The organism is Sphingobium sp. B11D3B (assembly GCF_025961735.1).
Taxonomy (GTDB): Bacteria; Pseudomonadota; Alphaproteobacteria; order Sphingomonadales; family Sphingomonadaceae; genus Sphingobium.
In genome coordinates, this window is the sequence record NZ_JAOQOF010000001.1 from 1,907,705 (window position 1) to 1,929,154 (window position 21,450).

The window sequence follows — 21,450 nt, forward strand, 5'->3', positions numbered from 1 at the left end:
TCCACCCACCGGCCCTATTGCGCGGCGGGGCTGCAGTGCGGGCTAAGCCGGCCCGCGGCGGTTCGGGACTAGTCTTGCGTCCCACAAAGAGGTTGGCCGAAGTGCCATCCCCTCCTCGTCACTCCCGCGAAAGCGGGAGTCCAGTTCTGTCATCTCAGCCTTGGACGGCGCTCCCGCGCCTGTCTCGTGCTGGATCCCCGCCTGCGCAGGGATGACGCAATACGTAAACGGCCCGCCGAAGCGGGCCGAACGATTGGGTCACTTGCGAAGGCCGAGCTTCGCGATGAGAGCGGTATAGCGCCCCGCATCCTTCTTCTTGAGATAGTCGAGCAGCGAACGACGCTTGTTGACCATCATCAGCAGGCCGCGGCGGCTGTGATTATCCTTGTGGTGGCCCTTGAAGTGCTCGGTGAGGTTGGAAATGCGCTCCGTGAGGATCGCAACCTGCACTTCCGGCGAACCGGTATCGCCCTCTTGCTGGGCATTGTCCTTGATCAGTTCCGCCTTGCGTTCAGCCGTAATCGACATCGTCATTCCTTTCCAAAATCAGAGATTGAAGCCCCGCACGACCCGGATTTCCGGGCCCAAAGCCTCCACCAGCGCCACAGGCGTATCTCCCTCGGCTGCCAGCATGAGCCCTTGCTTGCGAGGGTCCCCGGGCAGTGTCCGGCCTTGTCTCAAGGCCATCGCCTGCTGCGAGGTGACGGGGAGAGCCGGGATGTCGTCCAGCCCTGCCGTCAATGGCAGCATATGCTGCGCAATGGCGCGCCCTTTACCAGCATCGCTCAGAATGTCCAGTGAAATAGCCCGATCCAGGGTGAACGGACCGGCCTTCACCCGGCGCAGCATCGTCACATGCCCGACCGTGCCGAGCGCCAGCGCGATGTCCCGCGCCAGGCTGCGGATATAGGTGCCTTTCGAAACATGGGCAGTGAGGGTGACGGCTTCAAGGGTTTCGCCCTCGTCCGCCATTTCTCCTCGTCCGCTCGCATCGAGCGAAGTCGAGATGCCCGCGAGCGACGCAGCGGTGTCTCGACTTCGCTCGACACGAACGGAGGGGGCGGCGTTGACCGAGAGAGCGTGAACAATCACCGCCCGCAGTTTCATCTGCACCTCTTCGCCCGCCCGCGCGCGATCATAAGCGCGCTGGCCGTCCACCTTGATCGCGCTGTAGACGGGCGGAGCCTGCTCGATCGGGCCGGTAAACTGGGCCAGCACCGCTTCCACCTGCGCGAGGGTGGGCCGCACGTCGGAGGTCGCGATTACCGCGCCCTCCAGATCGAGCGTGTCGGTCTGCGCGCCGAAGCAAATCGTGAAGTCGTAGATCTTGTCGCTGTCCAGCATTCGCCCGGCCAGCTTGGTCGCCTCCCCCACCGCCACGGGCAGCACGCCTGTCGCCAGCGGATCGAGCGTGCCGCCATGGCCGACCTTCGCCTTGGGCAGGCCAGCCTCGCGCAGCGCGCGCTTGACAGCGCTCACCGCCTGGGTGGAGCCAAGGCCCAGCGGCTTGTCGAGGATCAGCCAGCCATGCAGCGGCTTGGGCCCGGTGTCAGGCATAGTGTCAGGAACAATCATCGGCTGCCCATAGCGAGGCATATAGCGCCTGTCAGGCCCCGCTGGCCGCAAGGGCCGCCGCGCGTGCCTTGATCTGTTCATATTGTAGCCATAGGCTTTCTTCTAGGCGCAAGGGTGGGTTGCGCCCCCGCCCACCACGCCCAGTCCGGTGCCAATGCAGTTGAGGTCCGTTGATTTACAGCATCCGCTCCGGCTTCCAGCGTTTGACCGGCCGGGCCCGGACCCGATTTGGCGAGCGCGCGACGGCGTTTCTCCTCGCATTGGTGGTGGAGGGACTGATCGTGCTGGCGCTTATCACCTTTGCTCCCTCCCCTTTCGAAGCCCGCGAAGCGCCCGACAAAAATGTCCTGACATTCGACGTCGCGATCCCGCCCGACCCTGCGCCCGAACCTGAACAGACCGAGCCGGAGCAGGCTGAACCCGAGCCCGTTCCCGAGGAGGCCCAGCCCGAACCAGAACAACAACCCGAGCCGGTCCCCGACCCACCGCAGCCGCCCAAGCAGCCCGAGCCAAAGCCGATCGTCACACCGCCGGCGCCGCGCAAGCCCGCCTTCATCGAGATGAAGCCGGACCAGATGGCGGCTGTCGATCTTCGCGCGATCCGCCCGGCCGCCCCCGCCCCGCCGGCCCCCGCCCGCCCAGCAACGCCCATGGGACCACCGAACACCGGACAACCAGCCGATACACCGCTGGTCGACGGCACTGGCCCCAATGGCGAACCGCTCTACGCCGCTAGCTGGTATCGCGAGCCCTATCCCGAGGAATTGCGTGGCTATCTCTCGACCGCGCGCAGCCAGGGCTGGGGCATGATTGCCTGCCGCACGGTTGCCGATTATCGGGTGGCCGATTGCGTGCCGGTGGCAGAATATCCCAACGGATCGGACATCAACCGCGCGATTCTGGCCGCCGCATGGCAGTTCCGCGTGCGCCCGCCCCGTGTCGGTGGCAAGGTGCTGGTCGGCCAATGGGTGCGCATCCGAATCTCATACGAGCAGCGTCCTGCCGGTGCTGCGGGCAGGCCGTGATCGACCGGAAATGACTCTGTCAAAAAATCTTGCGGACGCCACCAGCGCCTTGTCTTGCAGCGCGTGAAGCCTCTACAAGGCGCCATTCCTTCCACAATCCAATATAGGCGAGTGATCCATGACCGGCACCCAGCAGACTGCTTCCCAGATCTCCGATGACATTGCCCGCGTTTTTGCCCTGCAAAAGGCGAACCAGTGGAATGTCAAAGCCACCACCGCTGCCGAGCGTCGCCTCAAGCTGACCAAGCTCAAGGATGCCGTCGCGTCCCATGCCGACGAGATCGTCGCGGCGGTGCTGGAAGATACCCGCAAGCCGGAGCCGGAAATCCGCGTGACGGAAGTGCTGAACATCCTCGGCAACATCCAGCTCATTCTCGACAATCTCGATGACTGGATGAAGCCGACCGAAGTCACGCCTTCCAAGGTGGAGACCGACCGCGCCCAGATCATCTATGAAGCGCGCGGCGTCTGCCTGATCCTCGGCCCGTGGAACTTTCCGCTCGGCCTCGTCTTCGGCCCGCTTGCCGCTGCCGTCGCGGCCGGCAATTGCTGCATCCTCAAGCTCACCGACCTGTGCCCCGCCACCGAGAAGGTCGCCGCCAAGATCGTGAAGTCGGTCTTCGAGGAGAATGAGGTTGCCGTGTTCGAGGGCGATGTCAGCGTCGCCACCGCACTGCTCGACCTGCCGTTCAATCACATCTTCTTCACCGGCAGCACGCGGGTCGGCAAGATCGTGATGGCCGCCGCCGCCAAGCATCTCGCCAGCGTCACGCTGGAGCTCGGCGGCAAGTCGCCGGTCATCATCGATGAAGGCGCGGACGTCGAGAAGATCGCGGCCGATCTCGCCGGCGCCAAGCAGTTCAACGGCGGCCAGGCCTGCATCTGCCCGGACTATGTGTTCGTGAAAGAAGACCAGAAGGCAAAGCTGGTCGAGGGCTTCAAGGCGAACGTCGAGAAGAACCTCTACGAGAACGGCCAGATCAAGAAGCAGGGCATCGCCCAGGTCGTCAATCAGGCGAATTTCAACCGCGTGAAGGGCCTGTTCGATGATGCCGTGGCGCAGGGCGCCACCGTTGCCGCGGGCGGCGTGCTGGAGGCGGAAGACCGCACCATCCACCCGACCATGCTGACCGACGTCAATCCGCAGATGAAAATTCTCCAAGAAGAGATTTTCGCGCCCATTCTGCCCGTGATGACCTACGACAATCTCGATCAGGCGATCAGTTACATCGAGGAGCGCGACAAACCGCTCGCGCTGTATATCTACAGCAATGACGAAGCCAATGTGCAGAAGATCCTCAACCGCACCTCGTCAGGCGGCGTGACCGTGAACGGCGTCTTCTCGCATTATCTGGAGAACCGCCTGCCCTTCGGCGGCGTCAACGGCAGCGGCATGGGCAGCTATCATGGCTATTTCGGCTTCAAGGCCTTTAGCCACGAGCGCGCGGTGTACATTCACCAGACGGCTGCCTGAAAACGCAACCTGAACATTGGCGCGGAGCGGAGGGGCAGCCCCTCTCCGCTCCCGCATCCCGCCCGCCACGGGCGAGCGGGCTTACTTCTTCTTCGGGGGCGGCCCGCTCTCGACCAGCGATTTGAGCGGGTAACGCGTACCAGCCACGACAATCGCGCCGAACCGGTCGAGCCGATCGAGGCCCTTGGTCTCGAAGCCGATGGATTGGGCAAAGGGCAGGTCCGGTGCGCCGGTCATCAGCGTCGCCAGATACCATTGCCCGCCACTGGCCTGCACATAGATCTGATCGTCACTGACCGCCTGCCAATCGCGAATGCCGCGCTGGTCGACAAAGGGGATCGACGCTTCCTTGCCGGCGCCGCCCGGCGCGGCCGGCTGGGCAATGACGGGCGCGCCAGCCAGCAGCAGCGCGCTTGCCAGCATCGCTTTTCTGAAATGGGTCATGGCGTGCATCCTTCCGATAATGATGTGAGTCCGGATCATGGCGTTACGATAGCATGACGCGCGTGAAGCGGCGATGAACCGTTCGGCGCTGCGCGATATCGCTTCATCGCAACTTTAGAATCGCCGCATCGCATCGCTGAAATGCCGCCGACACAGAGCAACATAACGATCATTGCCGCCGATCTCCGTCTGCGCGCCTTCCCGGACCGCCTCGCCGCGCTCGTCCACCCGCAGGTTCATCGTTGCCTTGCGCCCGCAGTGGCAGACCGCCTTGAGCTCGACCAACGTATCGGCAATGCCGAGCAGCACCGCCGAGCCACGGAAGAGCTTGCCCTGAAAATCGGTGCGCAGCCCGTAGCACAGTACGGGAATGCCCAACTCATCAGCCACGCGCGCAAGTTGCCAGACCTGTTCTGGCGAGAGGAACTGCGCCTCATCCACCAACACGCAGGCAATCGGCCCTTCAAGATGCGCCGCCTGGATGCGCCCGTGCAGATCGGTCACGGCATCGAAGCTGTTGGCGGCAGCGCGCAGGCCAATCCGGCTGCCGATGCTGTCCACTGCTTCATCATCACCCTCCCGCGCTGTCCCCTGCGCCGTCCAGAGCATCGTCGCCATGCCCCGCTCGCGATAATTGAAGTCCGCCTGCAGCAGATTGGTGGACTTCCCCGCATTCATCGAGGCGTAGTAGAAATAGAGCTTGGCCATGCCACAGCTTTGCCTGCGCGGCGCGTTTTCGACAAGCGGGGAGACGCCGCGCCGGCCTTGCCCGGCCATGAACGGCCCTTTCGCTTTCTATTCCAGCGCCATCGTGCTACACCATGCGGGCTTAACGTCGCCTTTGACGGATATCGGACCGCTTCAGCGTCCCCCTTTGTCCCCATCTAGCCTCACGAAGCCGGGACGCGCGAATGCATCGCGCGTGCCCGATTACCATTTGGGAACAAGGATACCCAATATGACCATCGGAACAGTCAAGTTTTTCAATGCCGACAAGGGTTATGGTTTCATCGCGCCGGAAGACGGCGGCAATGACGCCTTCGTGCACATCTCGGCTGTCGAGCGCGCCGGTATGCACACCCTGCAGAAGGATCAGCGCATTTCCTACGAGCTGGAAAATGACAAGCGCGGCAAGGCTTCGGCCGTGAACCTTCAGGCTGTCTGAAGAAAAGGGCTGCCCGACGACCGGGCAGTTTGAAGATACAGGGCCGGGCGGCATCGTCGCCCGGCCTCCTCGCCCGAAGTGGCGAAACGGAGCTGAATTCTACGCATGAAAAAATACAAAGAGCCGGACTTTCAATCACGCATTGCTGCCGCAGCCGATGCCCGCAACGAAGTGATGGCAAAATTGCGCACGCGCGCGCCCGTCGATCCGGAAGTCGCTGCTGCCCGCGCTGCCGCCGCACAGGCACAGGAAGCTGCCCAGCAGGAAAAGCATCGCCTCGCCCGGCTGGCCGCGCAAGAGCGCAAGGCCGCCAAGCAGGCCAAGGCTGAGGAAGCCGCCGCTGCAAAGGCAGCCAAAGAGGCAAAGAAAAAGCCCGAACTCACCGAAGCCGAACGCAAGGCCGCCCGCGACGCGCGCTACCTCGCGCGCAAGAACCGATAAGATGTGGGCCTGCGCGGTTCCGCTCCGCGTAGACTTCACTCACCCCCCTTTCCGCCGGGAGCCGATAATGAGCCGCGAGACGATCAAACCCTTCCTCATCACCAAGGACGATGGCGGCAATTTCCGCCTGACGGTGCGCGAGACGCGCTATAATTCGCAGGGCTATCCGCTCGTCACCTCCAGCTTGCAGGACGAGATCTTCCGCACGGCCACCCAGGCCCGCGCCTTCGCGCGTGACACGTTCAAGGCCGAGCCGGGGCAGTACGCCACCAAGTGACGGCGTGCAGCAGTCCGCCCTCTCGGGCCGACTGCACCCCCGATCATCAGCCCGGCCAGGCAAGCCCTATCGCGTGATCCCGGATGCCCACGGGCCAATCGGCCGCGAGTGCCGTGAAACGCGGTAGATCGTCTGCATAGAGCGCGCGAATGGCCTCCTCGAATCCGGGCTTGTCGCCGGCGATGGCCGACAGGAAGCGAAAGGCCGCATCCCGCCCTGCTTCGACCGGCGGCTGCGCTTTCATCGCCTGATCGACCAGCCGCCGCAGCACCGCCGATGCGCCCGTGCGCTGCTGGGCCAGCCAATCCCAATGGCGCGGCAGCAGAGTCACTTCGCGCGCGGTCACGCCGAGCTTGGGCCGACCGCGCCCCCGCGCCTCTGTGGCGTCAGGGGCAGCAGCGAGCGCTGTGTCGCTGATGTCGACGTCCACCTGTGCCCCGCTTTCATCGTCGAAGATCAACAGATCAGAGGCGCGCGGCATCGGTGCCAGCGTTCGGATCGTCTCAGCGATATGATCGCGGGGGCCGCTCGCGATCCAGAGATCGCCGGCAAAGGCGGTATAGGTTTTCATCGGCTGTACTCCTGTTCGGAGCCGCCTTTATACCCGGATATTAAGCGAGTCAATTAAACCCGGATATTATTCCTCACCCTCGTCCAAATCCTGCGCCACCTTGGGCGAGCGGAGGATCGCGTCGATGTGGCTGCCTTCCTCGAAGCTCTCATCGCTGAGGAATTTAAGCTTGGCGGCGAATTTCATCTTCACGCGCTTGGCGACCTCGCGCTGCAGATAGGCGGTGTTGGTGCGCAGTGCCTTGAGCACCACCTCTTCATCCCGCCCCAGCAACGGCTTCACGAACACTGTCGCATGGCGCAGATCGGGCGACATGCGCACTTCCGTCACCGTCACGACGTGACTGGCGAGTACATCGTCATGCACGTCGCCGCGCTGGAGCACGTCCGCCAGCACATGGCGCACCTGCTCCCCAACCCGCAGCAACCGGACGGAAGGTTCCCCCGAACCGCTCATGACTTACCTCCTTCGCGGCGCGCCGGACGTCAGAGCGTCCGTGCGCGTTCCTCGACTTCGAAGAGCTCGAGCGTATCGCCAACCTTGATGTCATTGGTGTTCTCGAGCACCGCACCGCACTCCATGCCGGCCCGCACTTCGGACACGTCGTCCTTGAAGCGCCGCAGCGAGGCGATGGTGGTGGCGGAGACGATGACATTGTCGCGCGTGAGGCGTGCGTTGACGCCCTTGCGGATGACACCATCCTGCACCAGCAGGCCAGCCGCCTTGTCCTTCTTGCCGGCCGGGAAGACCTGCAGGACCTGCGCGGCACCGATGACCGTCTCGATGCGCTCCGGCGCAAGCTGGCCGGCCATTTCGCGCTTCACTTCCTCGATGAGGTCGTAAATCACGTCATAATAACGCAGCGAGACCTTGTCGCGCTCGGCGAGCTGACGCGCCTTGGCATTGGGACGCACGTTGAAGCCGATCAGCGGCGCACGGCTGGCGGCGGCCAGCGTCACGTCGCTCTCGGTGATCGCGCCGACACCGGAGTGGAGCACGCGCACCTTGATCTCATCCGTGGAGGCGCGGGTGAGCGATCCGATGATCGCTTCCACCGTGCCCTGCACGTCGCCCTTGATGACGACCGGATATTCAATGACCTGCGTGTTGAGCGCCGAGAACATATGCTCGAAGCTCGTCGGGGCCGCTGTGGTGCGCTTGCGCGTCGCCAACTCCTGACGATAGGCCGCGACCTCGCGGGCACGCGCCTCGCTCTCGACCACGCTGAGCTGGTCTCCCGCCATGGGCACGCCGGCAAGGCCAAGCACCTCGACCGGAACCGAAGGCCCTGCTTCCTTCACCTGCTGGCCCTTGTCGTTGACCATGGCGCGGACCTTGCCCGAATGCTCGCCGACGACGAAGATATCGCCGACCTTGAGCGTGCCACGACCCACGAGGATCGTCGCGACCGGACCACGGCCCTTGTCGAGCTGCGCTTCCACGACCGTGCCTTCAGCGGCGCGTTCGGGATTGGCCTTCAACTCCAGCAGTTCGGCCTGCAGCAGGATCTTGTCGATCAGGTCATCAAGGCCGGTGCGCTTGAGCGCGGAGACTTCCACGTCCTGCGTGTCGCCGCCCATATCCTCGACGATGACTTCATGCTCGAGCAGACGCTCGCGCACGCGCTGCGGATTGGCGTCCGGCTTGTCGACCTTGTTGATCGCCACGATCATCGGCACGCCGGCGGCCTTGGTGTGGTTGATCGCCTCGATGGTCTGCGGCATCAGCCCGTCGTCCGCCGCGACCACCAGGATGACGATGTCGGTGACGTTGGCGCCGCGTGCGCGCATCTCGGTGAACGCTTCGTGACCCGGCGTATCGAGGAAGGTGATGATCTCACCGCCCTTGGTCTTCACTTGATAGGCGCCGATATGCTGGGTGATGCCGCCCGCTTCGCCCGCCACCACATCGGTGCCGCGCAGGGCATCGAGCAGCGAGGTCTTGCCGTGATCGACATGGCCCATAATCGTGACGACGGGGGGACGCGTGACCAGCGATTCCGCAGCATCGACGTCGCTCGCGGTATCGATCTCGATATCGGAATCGGAGACGCGCTGGATGCGGTGGCCGAATTCCTCGACCAGCAGCTCGGCCGTATCCTGGTCGATCGTCTGGTTGACGGTGACCGCCATGCCAAGCTTGAAGAGCGACTTGACGAGGTCCGCGCCCTTCTCGGCCATACGGTTGGCGAGTTCCTGAACGGTGATCGCCTCCGGCACGATGACATCGCGGGACTGCTTCTCGCGCGGCTGTGACGAGCCGGAGAAGTGCGAACGACGCTCCTTCTCGCGGGCACGGCGCAGCGCGGCGAGGCTGCGCGCGCGGGCGCTGTCATCATCGGCCAGCGCACGGTTGACGGTGAGCTTGCCAGCCTGACGACGATCGTCGCCACCCTTCTTGCGCTCGACCTTGGCTGGTTCCGGACGCTTGATGACCGGGGCGGCCACAGGCGTGAAACGACGGGGCGCGGGACGCTCGGGCGTCGCGCCAGTCGCGGCCTTGGGAGCCTCTTCGGCAGGTGCCGCGGTCTCTGCAGCCGCAGGTGCCGCCGGAGCAGCCTCTTGCGCGGGCGCCTGGGCAGCTTTCGCTTCGGCTTCCTGGCGCTGGCGCTCGGCTTCTTCCTCCGCGCGGCGATTGTCCTCAGCGCGGCGCTTCTCTTCCTCGGTCGCGGCCAGGCGGGCGGCCTCTTCACGGCGGCGCGCATCTTCCAGCGCGGCCATGCGGGCTTCCTCGGCCTCACGCAGCAGCTTGGCCTGCAGCTCCTGCCGGCTCATCAGGCTATCCGTCGAGGAGGCGCGCGGTGCCGGCGCCGGGGTCGGCGCAGGACGGGCAGCGGGCGGCGGCGGCGGTGCCGGCGGCGCGACGGGCGCGGCCTGCTCGGGCACGGCGCGCGCCGTCTCTGCCTCACCGGGTTTGCCGATGACGCGACGGCGCTTCACCTCAACGACGACCGTATTCTTCCGGCCGTGGCTGAAGCTCTGCTGCACCTGGCCGGCCTCGACCGTCCGCTTGAGACCAAGCGGTTTACGGCCCAGAGTCGGCTTGTCTTCCCTATTGTCACTCATCGACGCAATCTAACCCTTCATCTTCCATCCGGCGCACCCCCGCAGAGGTGACCCGAGTCGTTCGTCCTCACGCCAGAGGCGCGGGATCATCGTCCATATGCCTGACGACTGCCGAACCGGAGCTCGGCGCCGCGTTAGCGCATCCCAGATAGTTTTGCCAGCGACCGAGCAGACCGGACAGGCGGCCTGCCGCAGCAGCGTTTGTCACCGCGATATGGACGACATTGTTTCTGCCCAATGCCATAGATAGGGCGTCGCGGTCCACCGGCAAGCGTGTGCCGGCAAATTCCTCGCCTTCCCGCTCCTCGCCAACCCGCCACGCCTGATCCAGCTTGCGCACCCCGTCATCGCCGGCATCCGCCGCGTGGAGCAGCATGCGGACCTGTCCGTGCCGGGCCGCGACATCGATCTTGTCGAAACCGGTGGCGAGATTGGAAGCCTTGGCCTCCAGCCCCAGCCGCGCCATGAAATCATCGCGCAACGCAACCGCGATCCGCTCGGCCAGATCGTCCGGCACGGTAAGCGGCTCACCCTTAAACGCCCGCGCCAATGCGCCGCGCAGCCGGCCCTTGACCATGGCCTCCTCCAGCGTCGCGCGATCGACACCCAGCCAGGCGCCGCGCCCCGGCGCCCGCGCGCGGACATCCGGCAATACGTCGCCATCGGGCGAAATAGCCAAACGGACCAGCGCGGCGGGATCGCCATGCTCGCTGGAGAGAATGCAACGACGCTCAGACATGGGCACCTCCTGTGAGTTGCCCGTCTAAGACCATCGCCTCCAAACTTCCGTTCGTGTCGAGCGAAGTCGAGCCACGATAGGACTGCGCTCGCGTGTCTCGACTTCGCTCGACACGAACGGGATCGATGAGCATTTTCTCGTTTAGCACAGTCCAGCCCCCCGCTTCCGCAGGAGCAGCCGGGCGCGCAGCGATGATTGGAAGCCTCAGCCTCTCATTGGGAGGAATTCGCAGCATCGGCGACCTCCCTTTGCGCGGCTTCCCGCTCGGAAACGACGATCCCCGCAGCACCCCAGTTGTCCGCCGACACCTCATCGATGACGACGAACACCTGCTCGGGCCGCTTGCCGAGACGATCGACCAGCGAACGCGTAACATCAGCGACCAGTGCCGCCTTCTGTTCGCGCGTCACGCCTTCGATCACCTCGATCTTCACATAGGGCATCAGGCGTTGCCTTCCACTTCATCCTCAGCGGCGGCGTCTGCAGCCGGCTCGTCCTCGAACCAGTGCGCGCGGGCCGCCATGATGATCTCGTTGCCCTGCTCTTCGCTCAGGCCATATTCGGCGAGAATGCCGCCCTTGTCCTCGGAGACTTCGCGGCGACGACGCGGGTCGTTGCGCTTCTTGGCCACCAGCTCGTCCGTGGCGAGATCGGCGAGATCGTCCAGCGTCTTGATGCCCGCCTTGCCCAGTGTCACCAGCATGGCCTCGGTGAGGTGGGGCATCTCGGCCAGCGCATCGTCGACGCCAAGACCACGGCGCTCTTCGCGCGCAGCGGCCTCGCGGCGGTCCAGCGCTTCCTGCGCGCGGCTCTGCAGCTCCTGCGCCAGTTCGTCGTCGAAGCCCTCGATGGAGGCCAGCTCGTCGATGCCGACATAAGCTACTTCCTCCAGCTCGGTGAAGCCTTCGGCCACCAGCAGCTGCGAAAGGGTCTCGTCCACATCCAGCTCGTTCTGGAACATCTCGGAGCGCTGCACGAACTCGCGCTGACGCTTCTCGCTCGCGTCCGCCTCGGTCATGATGTCGATGGCCTTGCCGGTGAGCTGGCTGGCAAGACGGACGTTCTGGCCGCGACGACCGATGGCGAGACTGAGCTGGTCGTCAGGCACCACGACCTCGATGCGCTCTTCTTCCTCGTCGATCACCACGCGGGCGACCTGAGCGGGCTGGAGGGCGTTGACGACGAAGGTCGCAGTGTCCTCGCTCCAGGGAATGATGTCGATCTTCTCGCCCTGCATTTCCTGCACGACGGCCTGCACGCGACTGCCCTTCATGCCGACGCAGGCGCCGACCGGATCGATGCTGCTATCGCGACTGATCACGCCGATCTTGGCGCGCGAACCCGGATCGCGGGCAGCAGCCATGATCGTGATGATGCCGTCGTAGATTTCGGGCACTTCCTGCGCGAACAGCTTCTTCATGAAGTCGGGGTGCGCGCGGCTGAGGAAGATCTGCGGGCCACGGTTCTCGCGACGCACATTGAGGATCAGCGCACGGACGCGATCGCCGACGCGCACAACTTCGCGCGGGATCTGCTGGTCGCGGCGGATCACACCCTCGGCACGGCCGAGGTTCACGACCACATGGCCAAACTCGACCGACTTGACGACGCCGGTGATAATCTCACCCACGCGATCCTTGAATTCCTCGAACTGGCGCTCGCGCTCGGCATCGCGCACCTTCTGGAAGATCACCTGCTTGGCGCTCTGTGCGTCGATACGGCCAAGGTCGACGGGTGGCAGCGGATCGACGATGAAGTCGCCGATCACGGCGTCTTTTTGTAGCTTCTGCGCGGCCTTGAGGTCGACCTGCTTGAAATAGTCCTCGACCACCTCGACCACTTCGACGACGCGCCACAGGCGCAGGTCGCCAGTCTCGGGATCGAGCTTGGCGCGAATGTCGTTCTCGGCGCCGTAGCGCGCCCGCGCGGACCGTTGGATCGCGTCTTCCATCGCCTCGATGACGATGGCCTTGTCGATCATCTTCTCGCTTGCCACCGAATTGGCAATGGCAATCAGCTCGGCCTTGTTGGCGGAAATGGCGTTGGCCATGAGAGTCAGTCTTCCTGTTCCTGGGTGACGATTTCGTCCGCGCCCTCGGTGGAGAGCGGGACAGTAGCAGAAATCAGCGCATCGGTCAGCATCAGCTTGGCGCTGTCGATATTGGCAAAGTCCACGACGATGCGGCCGGCCTTGGGATCATCGACCAGCACCTGCTCGCCCTCGACGCCCGCAAGAATGCCGCGCACCTGCTTGCGGCCATCCTCCATGGGCGTCACGAAATGAACGCGTGCCTCATGCCCGGCCCAGTCGCTGTAGTCCTTGAGGCGGGTGAGCGGCCGGTCGATACCCGGCGAGCTGACCTCCAGACGATAGGCGTCCTCGATGAGCACGTCGCCCGCTTCTTCCAGCGCATCGAACTTGTCCGAGATGCGGCGCGAAAGGCTGGCGCAATCATCGATGTTGAGTTGGCGCGTATCGGGCCGCTCAGCCATGATCTGCAGCGTCCGGTCATCGCCCTGGCCGAAGAGCAGCACGCGCACGAGATCGAGCCCCAGAGCCTTTGCCTCCGACGCCACAACCGTCTCGATCCGCGCAATATCGCTCATTCGCACTCCCTATGCCTGCGCCTCGTCCGGACATGGACACGCGACAGGGTTTCGCCGCCGGCCCTCTCGGCGCCGACCCCAACTTCGCAACGATGTCAGGAAAGCAAGGGCTATATAAGCGGAGTCGCTGTTGAAGGCAAGCTGCATGGATCTGCTCGGCACTCAGATGAGACGCTTTCCCTCATCAGTGTCTACGCTATCGAAGACCGTGCCTTTTCTAGCCTTCAGCAGAAAAAATCCGCGCCCGACGTCTTTAGAAGAAAGAGGGTCTTCGCGACCGTAAACAACAGAATCCAGCAAATCGAATGATTTAGGTTGACCGCCCGGCCCCACCAGCCCGCTCCACTGGGGTGGCACTGTTCAATTTCGGGGCACAATTGATGGTTAACCGATCATCAACATCTTTGACAGGACTGATACGGAAAAGATATCTCCAAGACCTCAGGTGGGGTGACCTTTGACAGATGCAAAGCGCCAGATGGAGCCGGATTACCGGCCTCCCGTCATGGGCGCACGCATTTCCGGGGGCAAAACCTGAAAGTTAATATCTGTGGGAGTTATAGATCATGTTTCACAAGTCTTTCAGGAAAGCCGTACTGCTGTCGGCTGCCACCATTGCCGCGACGGCAATGCTGCCGGCTTCTGCCTCGGCAGCCACCTTCCTGCTGACCAGCGGCAGCAATAGCGACGGCTCGATCGGCAACGTGCGCACCTACACCGGGTCGGACGGCACCAAGCTGGAAGTCACCGCTTACAGCCTCAACGGTACGACCCTGGCGAAGGCTGCGGTTGGCGCCTACACGCCCGGCCTCGGCGTCCTCAACGGCCCCAATGACGACTCGCACACGGTCGACAACAGCGGCTACACGGACATTCTGGTGTTCCAGTTCGACAAGATCGTCACCGTCGACAAGATCGGCCTCGTGAGCTTCGGCGACACCGACATGAATTATGCCATCGGCAGCACCAATGTAGCCTTCAACAGCACCTTCACGATCCCGAACTATTCGACCTTCAATTCGCTGTTCGGCCCCACGATCCTGTCAAACGGCAACGGTCAGGACCAGAACCGTGACATCAACCCGAACAATCTGTCCGGCAACCTGTTCTATGTGGCTGCGGCCTTCTCCAACTCGGGCAGCAACGACAGCTTCAAGGTCAACGGTATCACCTACGCCGTCACGCAGACGTCCGCTCCGGTTCCTGAGCCCGCCACCTGGGGCATGATGATCTGCGGCCTGGCCGTGACCGGCTACGCCATGCGTCGTCGCAAGACCAACGCGACCATCAGCTTCGCCTGATCGTTCAGGAAAAGTCGATATGAGAAAGGGGAGCTTCGGCTCCCCTTTTTGTCAGCATCTCGGGCGTGGGTGAGGCCCGCCACTCAAGCTGCGTTTTGGCGCACGGCGCGCCCCAAGCTCTTGTTATGGAACGGTCTACCGCCAGGCCACTCTTGTCGCTATGGTCGGATATCAACCCCTCGCCGGAGATCCGCCCCATGAATGTCCGTAAGCTTGGTCTTACCTGTGCCGTCAGCCTCGCCATTGTCGCCTGCGGCAGCGCGTCCGCGCCCGATGAGGTCAAGGCCGCAAGCGGCGCACCGTTCCAGACCACGGAAGTCGCGCAGTTCGCCTCGCCATGGGCCATGGAGTTCCTGCCGGACGGGCACATACTGGTCACGCAGAAGGAAGGCGCGCTGATCCTGATCGATCCGCAAAGCGGCCGCAAGCAGACGGTGAGCGGCACGCCCAGCGTGAAGAGCGACGATCAGGGGGCGCTCATGGATGTGCGGCTCGCCCCGGATTATGCGACCAGCAAGACGATCTATTTCAGCTTCTCGGAAGCCGCCGAGGGTAAGAAAAGCCGCGTTGCGCTGGCGACTGCGAAGCTGGACCCGACAGCGGCTGCGCTGAGCGATGTGCGGGTGATATTCCGGGGCGATGATCGCTCGGAGAAGGGCGGCCATTATTCCGGCCGAATCGCCTTCTCGCCGGACAAGACCCATCTCTTCTTCACCGCTGGCGATCGCCAGTTGATGGCGCCAGCGCAGGAGCCGGGCACGACGCTCGGCAAGGTCCTGCGCCTCAACCTTGATGGCAGCCCGGCAGCCGGCAATCCACTCGCGGCCAAGGGCTTCCACCCGGCCGTCTGGTCCTACGGCCACCGCAATCTGCTCGGCATTGCCTTCGATGCCGATGGGCGCCTGTGGGAAATGGAAATGGGGCCGCGCCACGGCGATGAGATCAACCTGATCAAAGCCGGCCTCAATTATGGCTGGCCCAACGCCTCCATGGGCAATCATTATGACGGCAAGGCCATCCCGGACCATGAGCCGGGCGACGGCTATGAAGCGCCGAAGGTCTTTTGGGTGCCGGCCATCTCGCCCGGGGGACTGGATTACTACAATGCCGACCTCTTCCCGCAGTGGAAGAACTCGCTGTTCATCACCGGCCTCTCCGGCAAGTCGCTCGACCGCATCGCGCTCGATGGCGAAACCGCGACCAAGGCCGATCACTGGGACATGGGCGCACGCATCCGTGCCGTACGCGCCGGGCCGGACGGCGCGATCTGGCTGCTGGAGGACGGAGAAAATGGCCGCCTCCTCAAGCTGACGCCCGCAGCCTGATCCAGCCGCGCGCCGCTTCGCGCTCGGTCAAGGCGCGCGCGGCCTCGGTCATTGCTCCCGGCCGGCCCACCGCTTATGGGCCGGCGGAACAAAAGACCGACTGGAGAAGAGCGCCTATGTCATTCCGTCCGCACCGCATCGCCCTGAGCGCGGTTTTGACCCTGGGCGTCGCGTCGCCCACGCTCGCCCAGACCGCCCCTGCGGCGACGCCGGCGGCCCCCGGCCCGGCCAAGGTCGATCTCTCCCAACTGCCCTTCACGATCACGGAGGTCGGAACCTTCGATTATCCCTGGTCGATGGCCTTCCTGCCGGATGGGAAGCAGCTGGTGACCCAGAAGCGCGGCGCGATGGTCCTTTTCGATCCGCGCACGGGCGTCAAGACGGTGCTGCTGGGCACGCCGACTGTCGTCAGTGAGGGCCAGGCGGCATTGATGGACGTGGTGCTCGCGCCGGACTTCGCCGCCAGTCGCCAGATCTATTTCAGCTTTTCCGAGCCTGGCGAAGGCAAGGAAACCGGCACCGCGCTGGCGACCGCCACGCTCGATGAAGCCGGCGGCGCGCTCAAGGACCTCAAGGTCATCTTCCGCGCCACGCCCAATATGGCGAGCGGTGCCCATTATTCCGGCCGCATCGCCATCGCGCCGGACCAGCGCAGCCTGTTCTTCACCAATGGCGAGCGCGCCAAGTTCGACCCGGCGCAGGACCCCAAGTCCACCCTCGGCAAGGTGCTGCATCTCAATCTCGACGGGACACCCGCCGCCGGCAATCCGCTGGCGGCCAAGGGCTTCCATCCCGCCATCTGGACCTATGGCCAGCGCAATCTGACCGGCCTCGCCTTCGATGCGAATGATCGTTTATGGCAGGTCGAAATGGGCCCGCTGGGCGGCGACGAGCTGAACCTCGTCAAGGCCGGCGCCAATTATGGTTGGCCGATCCGCTCCTATGGCGACCATTATGACAAGCGCCCCATCCCGGACCACAGTGCCGATGACGGGTTCGAGAAGCCCAAGCTCTACTGGAACCCCTCGCTCGCGCCGTCCTCGTTGGCTTACTACAATGCCGACCTGTTCGCGGGCTGGAAGAACTCGCTGTTCATCACCGGCCTGTCCGGTCAGGCGCTGGTGCGGATTTCGCTCGATGGCGAAACGGCGACCAAGGCTGACCATTGGCGCATGGGAATGCGGCTGCGCAATGTGAGGGTCGGGCCGGACGGCGCGCTTTGGTTGCTCGAGGACAGCCCCAAGGGCCGGATGCTCAAGCTGACGCCGAAAGGCTGAGCGAGTCTGAGGGCGGTCGCTGGCCTAAGCGTCCGCCCAGCGGCGCAGCAGATTATGATAGACCCCGGTCATGCGGATCACTTCGGCATGACCCTGCCCCAGCGTGGCGGCCAGTTGCTGGATGCTGCTGTCGAGATCGAACAGGATCTGCCGCTCACCGTCGTCGCGGATCATCGATTGCAGCCAGAAGAAGCTCGCCACCCGGCGACCGCGCGTCACCGGCTCCACCCGATGCAGGGAGGATGAGGGGTAAAGCACGGCATGGCCGGCCGGCAGCTTGACCTGCTGCACGCCGAATTGCGTCTCGACTGTCAGCTCACCGCCATCATAGGCCTCGGGCCGCTCGAGGAAGATGGTCATGGACAGGTCCGAGCGGACGCGAAAGCCGGTGCCGGCCTGGATCCGCACGGCATTATCGACATGGACGCCAAAGGACTGCCCACCCGCATAGCTGTTGAACAGGGGCGGAAAGATCTTGAGCGGCAGCGCTGCGGCAATGAATAAAGGATTGCGGCCCAGCGCGTCGCGGATGATCTCGCCGGCCTGTTGGGCCTGCGGCGCCTCCTCTGGCAACTGAAGGTTGTTCTTGGCCAGCGCCGACTGATGGCCGGAGGTGACGTTGCCATCCACCCACGCGGAGGAATCGATGAGATCACGCACCTTGGCGAGCGTCGGCCCGTCGAGCACCTCTGGAATGGGGATCAGCATGAAGCGCCTTATGCGTTGTCTTGGGGTTGAATGACGAACGGGATTTCCACCACGCCTTTCACGAAAACCGGCTGGCCATCCCGAACGGTCGGACGCCAGCGCCAACGCTTGACGGCATCGAGCGCGGCCTTGTCCAGCCGAGTGAAACCGCTGCTGCGCGCGATCCTGATATCTTCCACGCAGCCATCGAGGCCCACGGTCAAGGCCAGCAGGACCACGCCCTGCTCCCGCTTGCGGCGGCTCTCAATGGGGTAACGCGGCGCCTTGCCGGCCACCATTTGCGTGCCCAGGTCGCCGCCGTCGGTGACCGAGGGCACTGAGACCGGTGCGGCGGCCAGGCGGGGTGGCGCCGGCGGCCCCGGCGCCATGACCGGGACGACCGGAATATCCGGCCTTGCGGCCACCATCGGCGGATCAATCCGTGGAATGTCGATCTGTGGCCGCGGCACCACCACCTCGGGCGCGCGGGGCGGCGGTGGCGGCGCGTCGACGGGCGGCGGAGGCGGCGGCGAAGAGATTAGGTTGACCGTAAAGACCTTGGGCGCCTCACCCACCTTGAAACTAGGCCCGAGGCGGGTGACAAGCGCGAACAACCCGGCATGGATCAGGATGACGAGCAGCACGACCAGCGGATTGAACCGCCTGCCCTGCCCATAGCGCCCCTGACTTGCCGAGTGTGAAATGTTCACCGCGGACACCCCTTTTCGCCTGCCGCTATCGACGAACAGGCCCATTCCGTCAATAATGCGAATCAATATTACCAGACGTTCGTCGGATCATTGATGTGGATCAGGGGCGAACCGCTTTGGGTCGGTTCGCCCCTGCCCCCCACACTCAGTAGCTGTAGGTCAGGCTGAACACGGCGGACCGCCCCACCCCCGGCTGCGCCCAGCTGTTGTTCACATTGGTCCGCACGGTGGTGACATAGTCCTCATCCGTCACGTTCTGCACGTTCACCTGCGCCAGCAACCGCTCGGTCACCGGATAGGCCAGCATGATCCGATGCAGCGTGTAGGCTGGCACATAATAGACCGGCGTCGCGGTCGGGTTCATCGAGTGGCGACCCTGATAGGTCAGGCCATAGCCCACTTCGAGACCGAACGGGAACTTGTAAGTGGTGAACAGGCTGCCCGAATGCTTAGGCGTTGCCGAGAGCGCCGTGCCGGCCGTCGGATCGGGATTGGCCACCGTGTTGCCGCAGCTTACCGGATTGGCCAGACAGAAGTCGGACACGCCCTGGATCAGCTTGCTATCCAGATACATGTAGTTGGCGAAGATCGACCAAGCTTCGGTAATGTTGCCCGTGGCGCTCAGCGACACGCCGTTCACCCGCGAGCGGCCATCGAGCACCTGATCGGGGATCGTGGGATCGCCCGAGGCCACGCGATACTTGTCGCGCTCATTGCGGAACACCGCCGCTGCGAGTTGCAGCTTGGCGTCGAACAGATCGGCCTTCACGCCAATTTCGTAATTCTTCGCCGATTCCGGTTCGACGTTGCAGGTGTTGACAGCGCAGCTGCCATCAACCGAACCCTTGGACGGTGTGCGCGAATTACCGACCGCCACATAGGCGCTGACGTTTGGCATCGGTTTGAACACCGCACCGACACGCCAGGAGAAGAGATTGTCCTTCGCCTCGAACGGGCCGGTCACCACGCCGGTGGTCACGTTGCGCGTCTGGGTCGATCCCTCGAACCGCTCATAGCGCACGCCGCCGTTGATCTCGAACATATCCGAAAGCTTCATGGTATCGAACAAATAGGCCGCATAGCTGGTCTGCTCGCCGACATTGTAGCCGGTCTGAATGTAGTTCTGGGGGCCAGTGTAGATGTTGCTGCCATAGACGCGCGCCAGCGTTCCGGCCGGGGCCGCTGGTCCCGTGACCACGCTGCCTGGGTTGGCGATGTTGGTGAGGGGATAATAATTCGGCGCGGCATAGGGATTGCTGCCGTCGGCAGCGCGCAGGATGCTGCCATTGTTCAGCGTATAACGCTCCCACAGCAGCGACCCGCCGAGAACGAGCGTGTGCTCGATGCCGCCCGTCGCGAACTCAGCGCTCAGGTCGAGCTGGTTATAGGCGGTTTCGTTGCGGATGTGGCGCGCTGTGCCGCGGCCCCCAGTCGGCAGATAATAGCCTGCCGGGACGACCAGCGTGCTGCTGCCGATCGCGACGGTGCAGGCGCTGCCATCCGGCTGCAGACCGTTCGCCAGGCAGAAGGTGCCCGTGGGCTGGCTGGTAACGGTGTACTGGCTGACATTCTCATAGCGGGTGAGATTGCGCACCTTCACCGTGTCGCTCAGTTCGTGCGAGAAAATCGCCTGTACCGAATCCGTGACTGACTGCTGCGTGTCGACATTGGCAAAGCCGTAATAAGCGCTTTGGTTGAAGTCGGGCAGATAGCCGCCCTGAGCCGCATAATAGCGCAAACCGTATTGCGGCATGCCCTTGTCGTCGAGATGCTCATATTGCAGCGTCAGGCTGGTCGGCCCGTCGATGCCGATGGTGACAGCCGGCGCCACGCCCCAGCGCTCGTAGAACTCCACGTCCCGGCCGGGCACGTCGTTCTTGTGGTAGACCGCGTTCAGTCGCACCGCGATCATGTCGCTCACGCGCTTGTTGAGATCGACGGTGCCGCGATAATAATTGTCCGTGCCGACGCCGGCCTGAACCGACATCTTGTCGTCCGCCAGCGGCTTCTTGGTCACCAGATTGATCGACCCGCCAACCGAGCCCGCGCCGCTGAACACCGAGTTGGCGCCGTTGGCGACCTCGACCTGCTCGATATTATAGGTCTCGTTGCGGTTCATGATCGCGCCGCTGCGTACGCCATCGACCGAGATGTCGTTGTTGGCAGAATAGCCGCGCAGGTTGATGCGGTCGCCATAGCCGAAGCCGCCCTCGCCGGCGCCAAAGGTGATGCCGGGCACGGTGCTCAGCACTTCGCGCAGCGTGAGCAGGTTCTGCTGCTGCAGCGTCTTGGCGCCGATCACCGTCACCGTCTGCGGCGTATCCAGCAGCGGGCGCGTATATTTGGGCGACTCTGCCCGCTCGACCTTGACCTCGGACTCATCGATGGCCGTGTCGGTCACGGTCATCCCGCCCAGACGGCGCCCCTGCTCGCCATCCTGCGCGACAGCCGGCGCTGCAAACGCGACGGCGCTGACGCAGCCAAGCGCGAGAAAGGAAGTAAGATTGGCGGATTTACTCATGCGGCGTTCCCCAGTTGGTGTGATCGATCGCTATTGCGAGTCGGTCGCACCAATTAGGATATTGCGAGTGATTTGCAACACATGATTTGCGGTCAGCGTTGCGAATTACAACTTTTCGGTTCTGCAACGTGGGTGACCGCGACTTTCCTTGCGTGTGCTGAATCGGCAGTCCTTACGCGCGCTTGGTGCCGCAGTGGGCCGTGCGGCGACTGGTCTGTGATCAGAAACGACGCGGGAGTTGGCAGC

At 63.9% G+C, this 21,450-nt stretch carries 22 protein-coding genes; 8 read left to right on the top strand and 14 right to left on the bottom strand.

Going from position 1 to position 21,450, the window contains the following annotated elements; all coding sequences use genetic code 11:
- Positions 1 to 258 precede the first annotated feature (258 nt).
- Together rpsO and truB are read right to left on the bottom strand one after the other, a co-directional pair.
- A complete protein-coding gene (rpsO, locus tag M2333_RS08995) occupies positions 259 to 528 on the bottom strand; it encodes a 30S ribosomal protein S15 (RefSeq protein ID WP_181558998.1) in 270 nt (89 codons plus the stop codon).
- Positions 529 to 546: 18 nt separating this feature from the next.
- Complete coding sequence (truB, locus tag M2333_RS09000; protein WP_264574983.1) at positions 547 to 1,533, bottom strand: tRNA pseudouridine(55) synthase TruB; 987 nt, start codon at positions 1,531 to 1,533, stop codon at positions 547 to 549.
- A 212-nt stretch (positions 1,534 to 1,745) separates the two neighbouring features.
- Between truB and M2333_RS09005 the strand changes: the two genes are divergently transcribed.
- Positions 1,746 to 2,600, top strand: coding sequence for a hypothetical protein (locus tag M2333_RS09005; RefSeq protein ID WP_264611518.1), 855 nt, complete (start codon positions 1,746 to 1,748; stop codon positions 2,598 to 2,600).
- A gap of 118 nt (positions 2,601 to 2,718) precedes the next feature.
- The gene (locus tag M2333_RS09010; RefSeq protein ID WP_264594908.1) at positions 2,719 to 4,074 is read left to right on the top strand and encodes an aldehyde dehydrogenase family protein; all 1,356 of its coding nucleotides are present in this window, start codon (positions 2,719 to 2,721) and stop codon (positions 4,072 to 4,074) included.
- 81 nt (positions 4,075 to 4,155) lie between these two features.
- On the opposite strand, the gene M2333_RS09015 is transcribed toward M2333_RS09010, so the two are convergent.
- The gene (locus M2333_RS09015) at positions 4,156 to 4,518 is read right to left on the bottom strand and encodes a DUF6491 family protein (RefSeq protein ID WP_264569722.1); all 363 of its coding nucleotides are present in this window, start codon (positions 4,516 to 4,518) and stop codon (positions 4,156 to 4,158) included.
- A 114-nt stretch (positions 4,519 to 4,632) separates the two neighbouring features.
- Positions 4,633 to 5,226: a thymidine kinase gene (locus M2333_RS09020; RefSeq protein WP_264612600.1), complete on the bottom strand. Its 594-nt coding sequence runs from the start codon at positions 5,224 to 5,226 to the stop codon at positions 4,633 to 4,635.
- 250 nt (positions 5,227 to 5,476) lie between these two features.
- Here M2333_RS09020 and M2333_RS09025 point away from each other — a divergent pair, with 250 nt between their 5' ends.
- From M2333_RS09025 to M2333_RS09035, 3 genes are all read left to right on the top strand, one after another.
- Positions 5,477 to 5,683 carry a cold-shock protein gene (locus M2333_RS09025; protein WP_181558994.1) on the top strand — a complete coding sequence of 69 codons (207 nt, stop codon included), beginning with the start codon at positions 5,477 to 5,479 and terminating at the stop codon, positions 5,681 to 5,683.
- A 105-nt stretch (positions 5,684 to 5,788) separates the two neighbouring features.
- Positions 5,789 to 6,124: a DUF6481 family protein gene (locus tag M2333_RS09030; protein WP_181558993.1), complete on the top strand. Its 336-nt coding sequence runs from the start codon at positions 5,789 to 5,791 to the stop codon at positions 6,122 to 6,124.
- A gap of 67 nt (positions 6,125 to 6,191) precedes the next feature.
- Positions 6,192 to 6,401 carry a hypothetical protein gene (locus M2333_RS09035; protein WP_264586797.1) on the top strand — a complete coding sequence of 70 codons (210 nt, stop codon included), beginning with the start codon at positions 6,192 to 6,194 and terminating at the stop codon, positions 6,399 to 6,401.
- 46 nt (positions 6,402 to 6,447) lie between these two features.
- Here M2333_RS09035 and M2333_RS09040 read toward each other — a convergent pair whose 3' ends face one another.
- From M2333_RS09040 to rimP, 7 genes are all read right to left on the bottom strand, one after another.
- Entirely contained in the window at positions 6,448 to 6,972 is a 525-nt protein-coding gene (locus tag M2333_RS09040) for a DUF2239 family protein (protein WP_264611519.1), read from the bottom strand.
- 66 nt (positions 6,973 to 7,038) lie between these two features.
- Positions 7,039 to 7,428, bottom strand: coding sequence for a 30S ribosome-binding factor RbfA (gene rbfA, locus M2333_RS09045; protein WP_264611520.1), 390 nt, complete (start codon positions 7,426 to 7,428; stop codon positions 7,039 to 7,041).
- Positions 7,429 to 7,457: 29 nt separating this feature from the next.
- Positions 7,458 to 10,037, bottom strand: coding sequence for a translation initiation factor IF-2 (infB, locus tag M2333_RS09050; protein ID WP_264594912.1), 2,580 nt, complete (start codon positions 10,035 to 10,037; stop codon positions 7,458 to 7,460).
- Positions 10,038 to 10,104: 67 nt separating this feature from the next.
- Entirely contained in the window at positions 10,105 to 10,776 is a 672-nt protein-coding gene (locus M2333_RS09055; RefSeq protein WP_264611521.1) for a DUF448 domain-containing protein, read from the bottom strand.
- 212 nt (positions 10,777 to 10,988) lie between these two features.
- Entirely contained in the window at positions 10,989 to 11,219 is a 231-nt protein-coding gene (locus M2333_RS09060) for a tautomerase family protein (RefSeq protein ID WP_264611522.1), read from the bottom strand.
- Positions 11,219 to 12,826 carry a transcription termination factor NusA gene (gene nusA / locus M2333_RS09065; protein WP_264611523.1) on the bottom strand — a complete coding sequence of 536 codons (1,608 nt, stop codon included), beginning with the start codon at positions 12,824 to 12,826 and terminating at the stop codon, positions 11,219 to 11,221. Before nusA ends, M2333_RS09060 begins: the two co-directional genes overlap by 1 nt.
- A gap of 5 nt (positions 12,827 to 12,831) precedes the next feature.
- The gene (gene rimP / locus M2333_RS09070; protein ID WP_264611524.1) at positions 12,832 to 13,383 is read right to left on the bottom strand and encodes a ribosome maturation protein RimP; all 552 of its coding nucleotides are present in this window, start codon (positions 13,381 to 13,383) and stop codon (positions 12,832 to 12,834) included.
- Between the two features lie 566 nt (positions 13,384 to 13,949).
- Here rimP and M2333_RS09075 point away from each other — a divergent pair.
- The 3 genes from M2333_RS09075 (at position 13,950) to M2333_RS09085 (ending at position 17,286) form a co-directional block, all read left to right on the top strand.
- Positions 13,950 to 14,684 carry a PEPxxWA-CTERM sorting domain-containing protein gene (locus tag M2333_RS09075; RefSeq protein WP_264611525.1) on the top strand — a complete coding sequence of 245 codons (735 nt, stop codon included), beginning with the start codon at positions 13,950 to 13,952 and terminating at the stop codon, positions 14,682 to 14,684.
- 197 nt (positions 14,685 to 14,881) lie between these two features.
- Positions 14,882 to 16,009, top strand: coding sequence for a PQQ-dependent sugar dehydrogenase (locus tag M2333_RS09080; RefSeq protein WP_264611526.1), 1,128 nt, complete (start codon positions 14,882 to 14,884; stop codon positions 16,007 to 16,009).
- Positions 16,010 to 16,125: 116 nt separating this feature from the next.
- Positions 16,126 to 17,286: a PQQ-dependent sugar dehydrogenase gene (locus M2333_RS09085; RefSeq protein ID WP_264611527.1), complete on the top strand. Its 1,161-nt coding sequence runs from the start codon at positions 16,126 to 16,128 to the stop codon at positions 17,284 to 17,286.
- A gap of 24 nt (positions 17,287 to 17,310) precedes the next feature.
- On the opposite strand, the gene M2333_RS09090 is transcribed toward M2333_RS09085, so the two are convergent.
- From M2333_RS09090 to M2333_RS09100, 3 genes are all read right to left on the bottom strand, one after another.
- Complete coding sequence (locus M2333_RS09090) at positions 17,311 to 17,994, bottom strand: Fe2+-dependent dioxygenase (protein ID WP_264611528.1); 684 nt, start codon at positions 17,992 to 17,994, stop codon at positions 17,311 to 17,313.
- Positions 17,995 to 18,002: 8 nt separating this feature from the next.
- Positions 18,003 to 18,728, bottom strand: coding sequence for an energy transducer TonB (locus M2333_RS09095; protein ID WP_264611529.1), 726 nt, complete (start codon positions 18,726 to 18,728; stop codon positions 18,003 to 18,005).
- Between the two features lie 100 nt (positions 18,729 to 18,828).
- Positions 18,829 to 21,204, bottom strand: a complete 2,376-nt coding sequence (locus M2333_RS09100) for a TonB-dependent receptor (protein ID WP_264611530.1) — start codon at positions 21,202 to 21,204, stop codon at positions 18,829 to 18,831.
- Positions 21,205 to 21,450 lie beyond the last annotated feature (246 nt).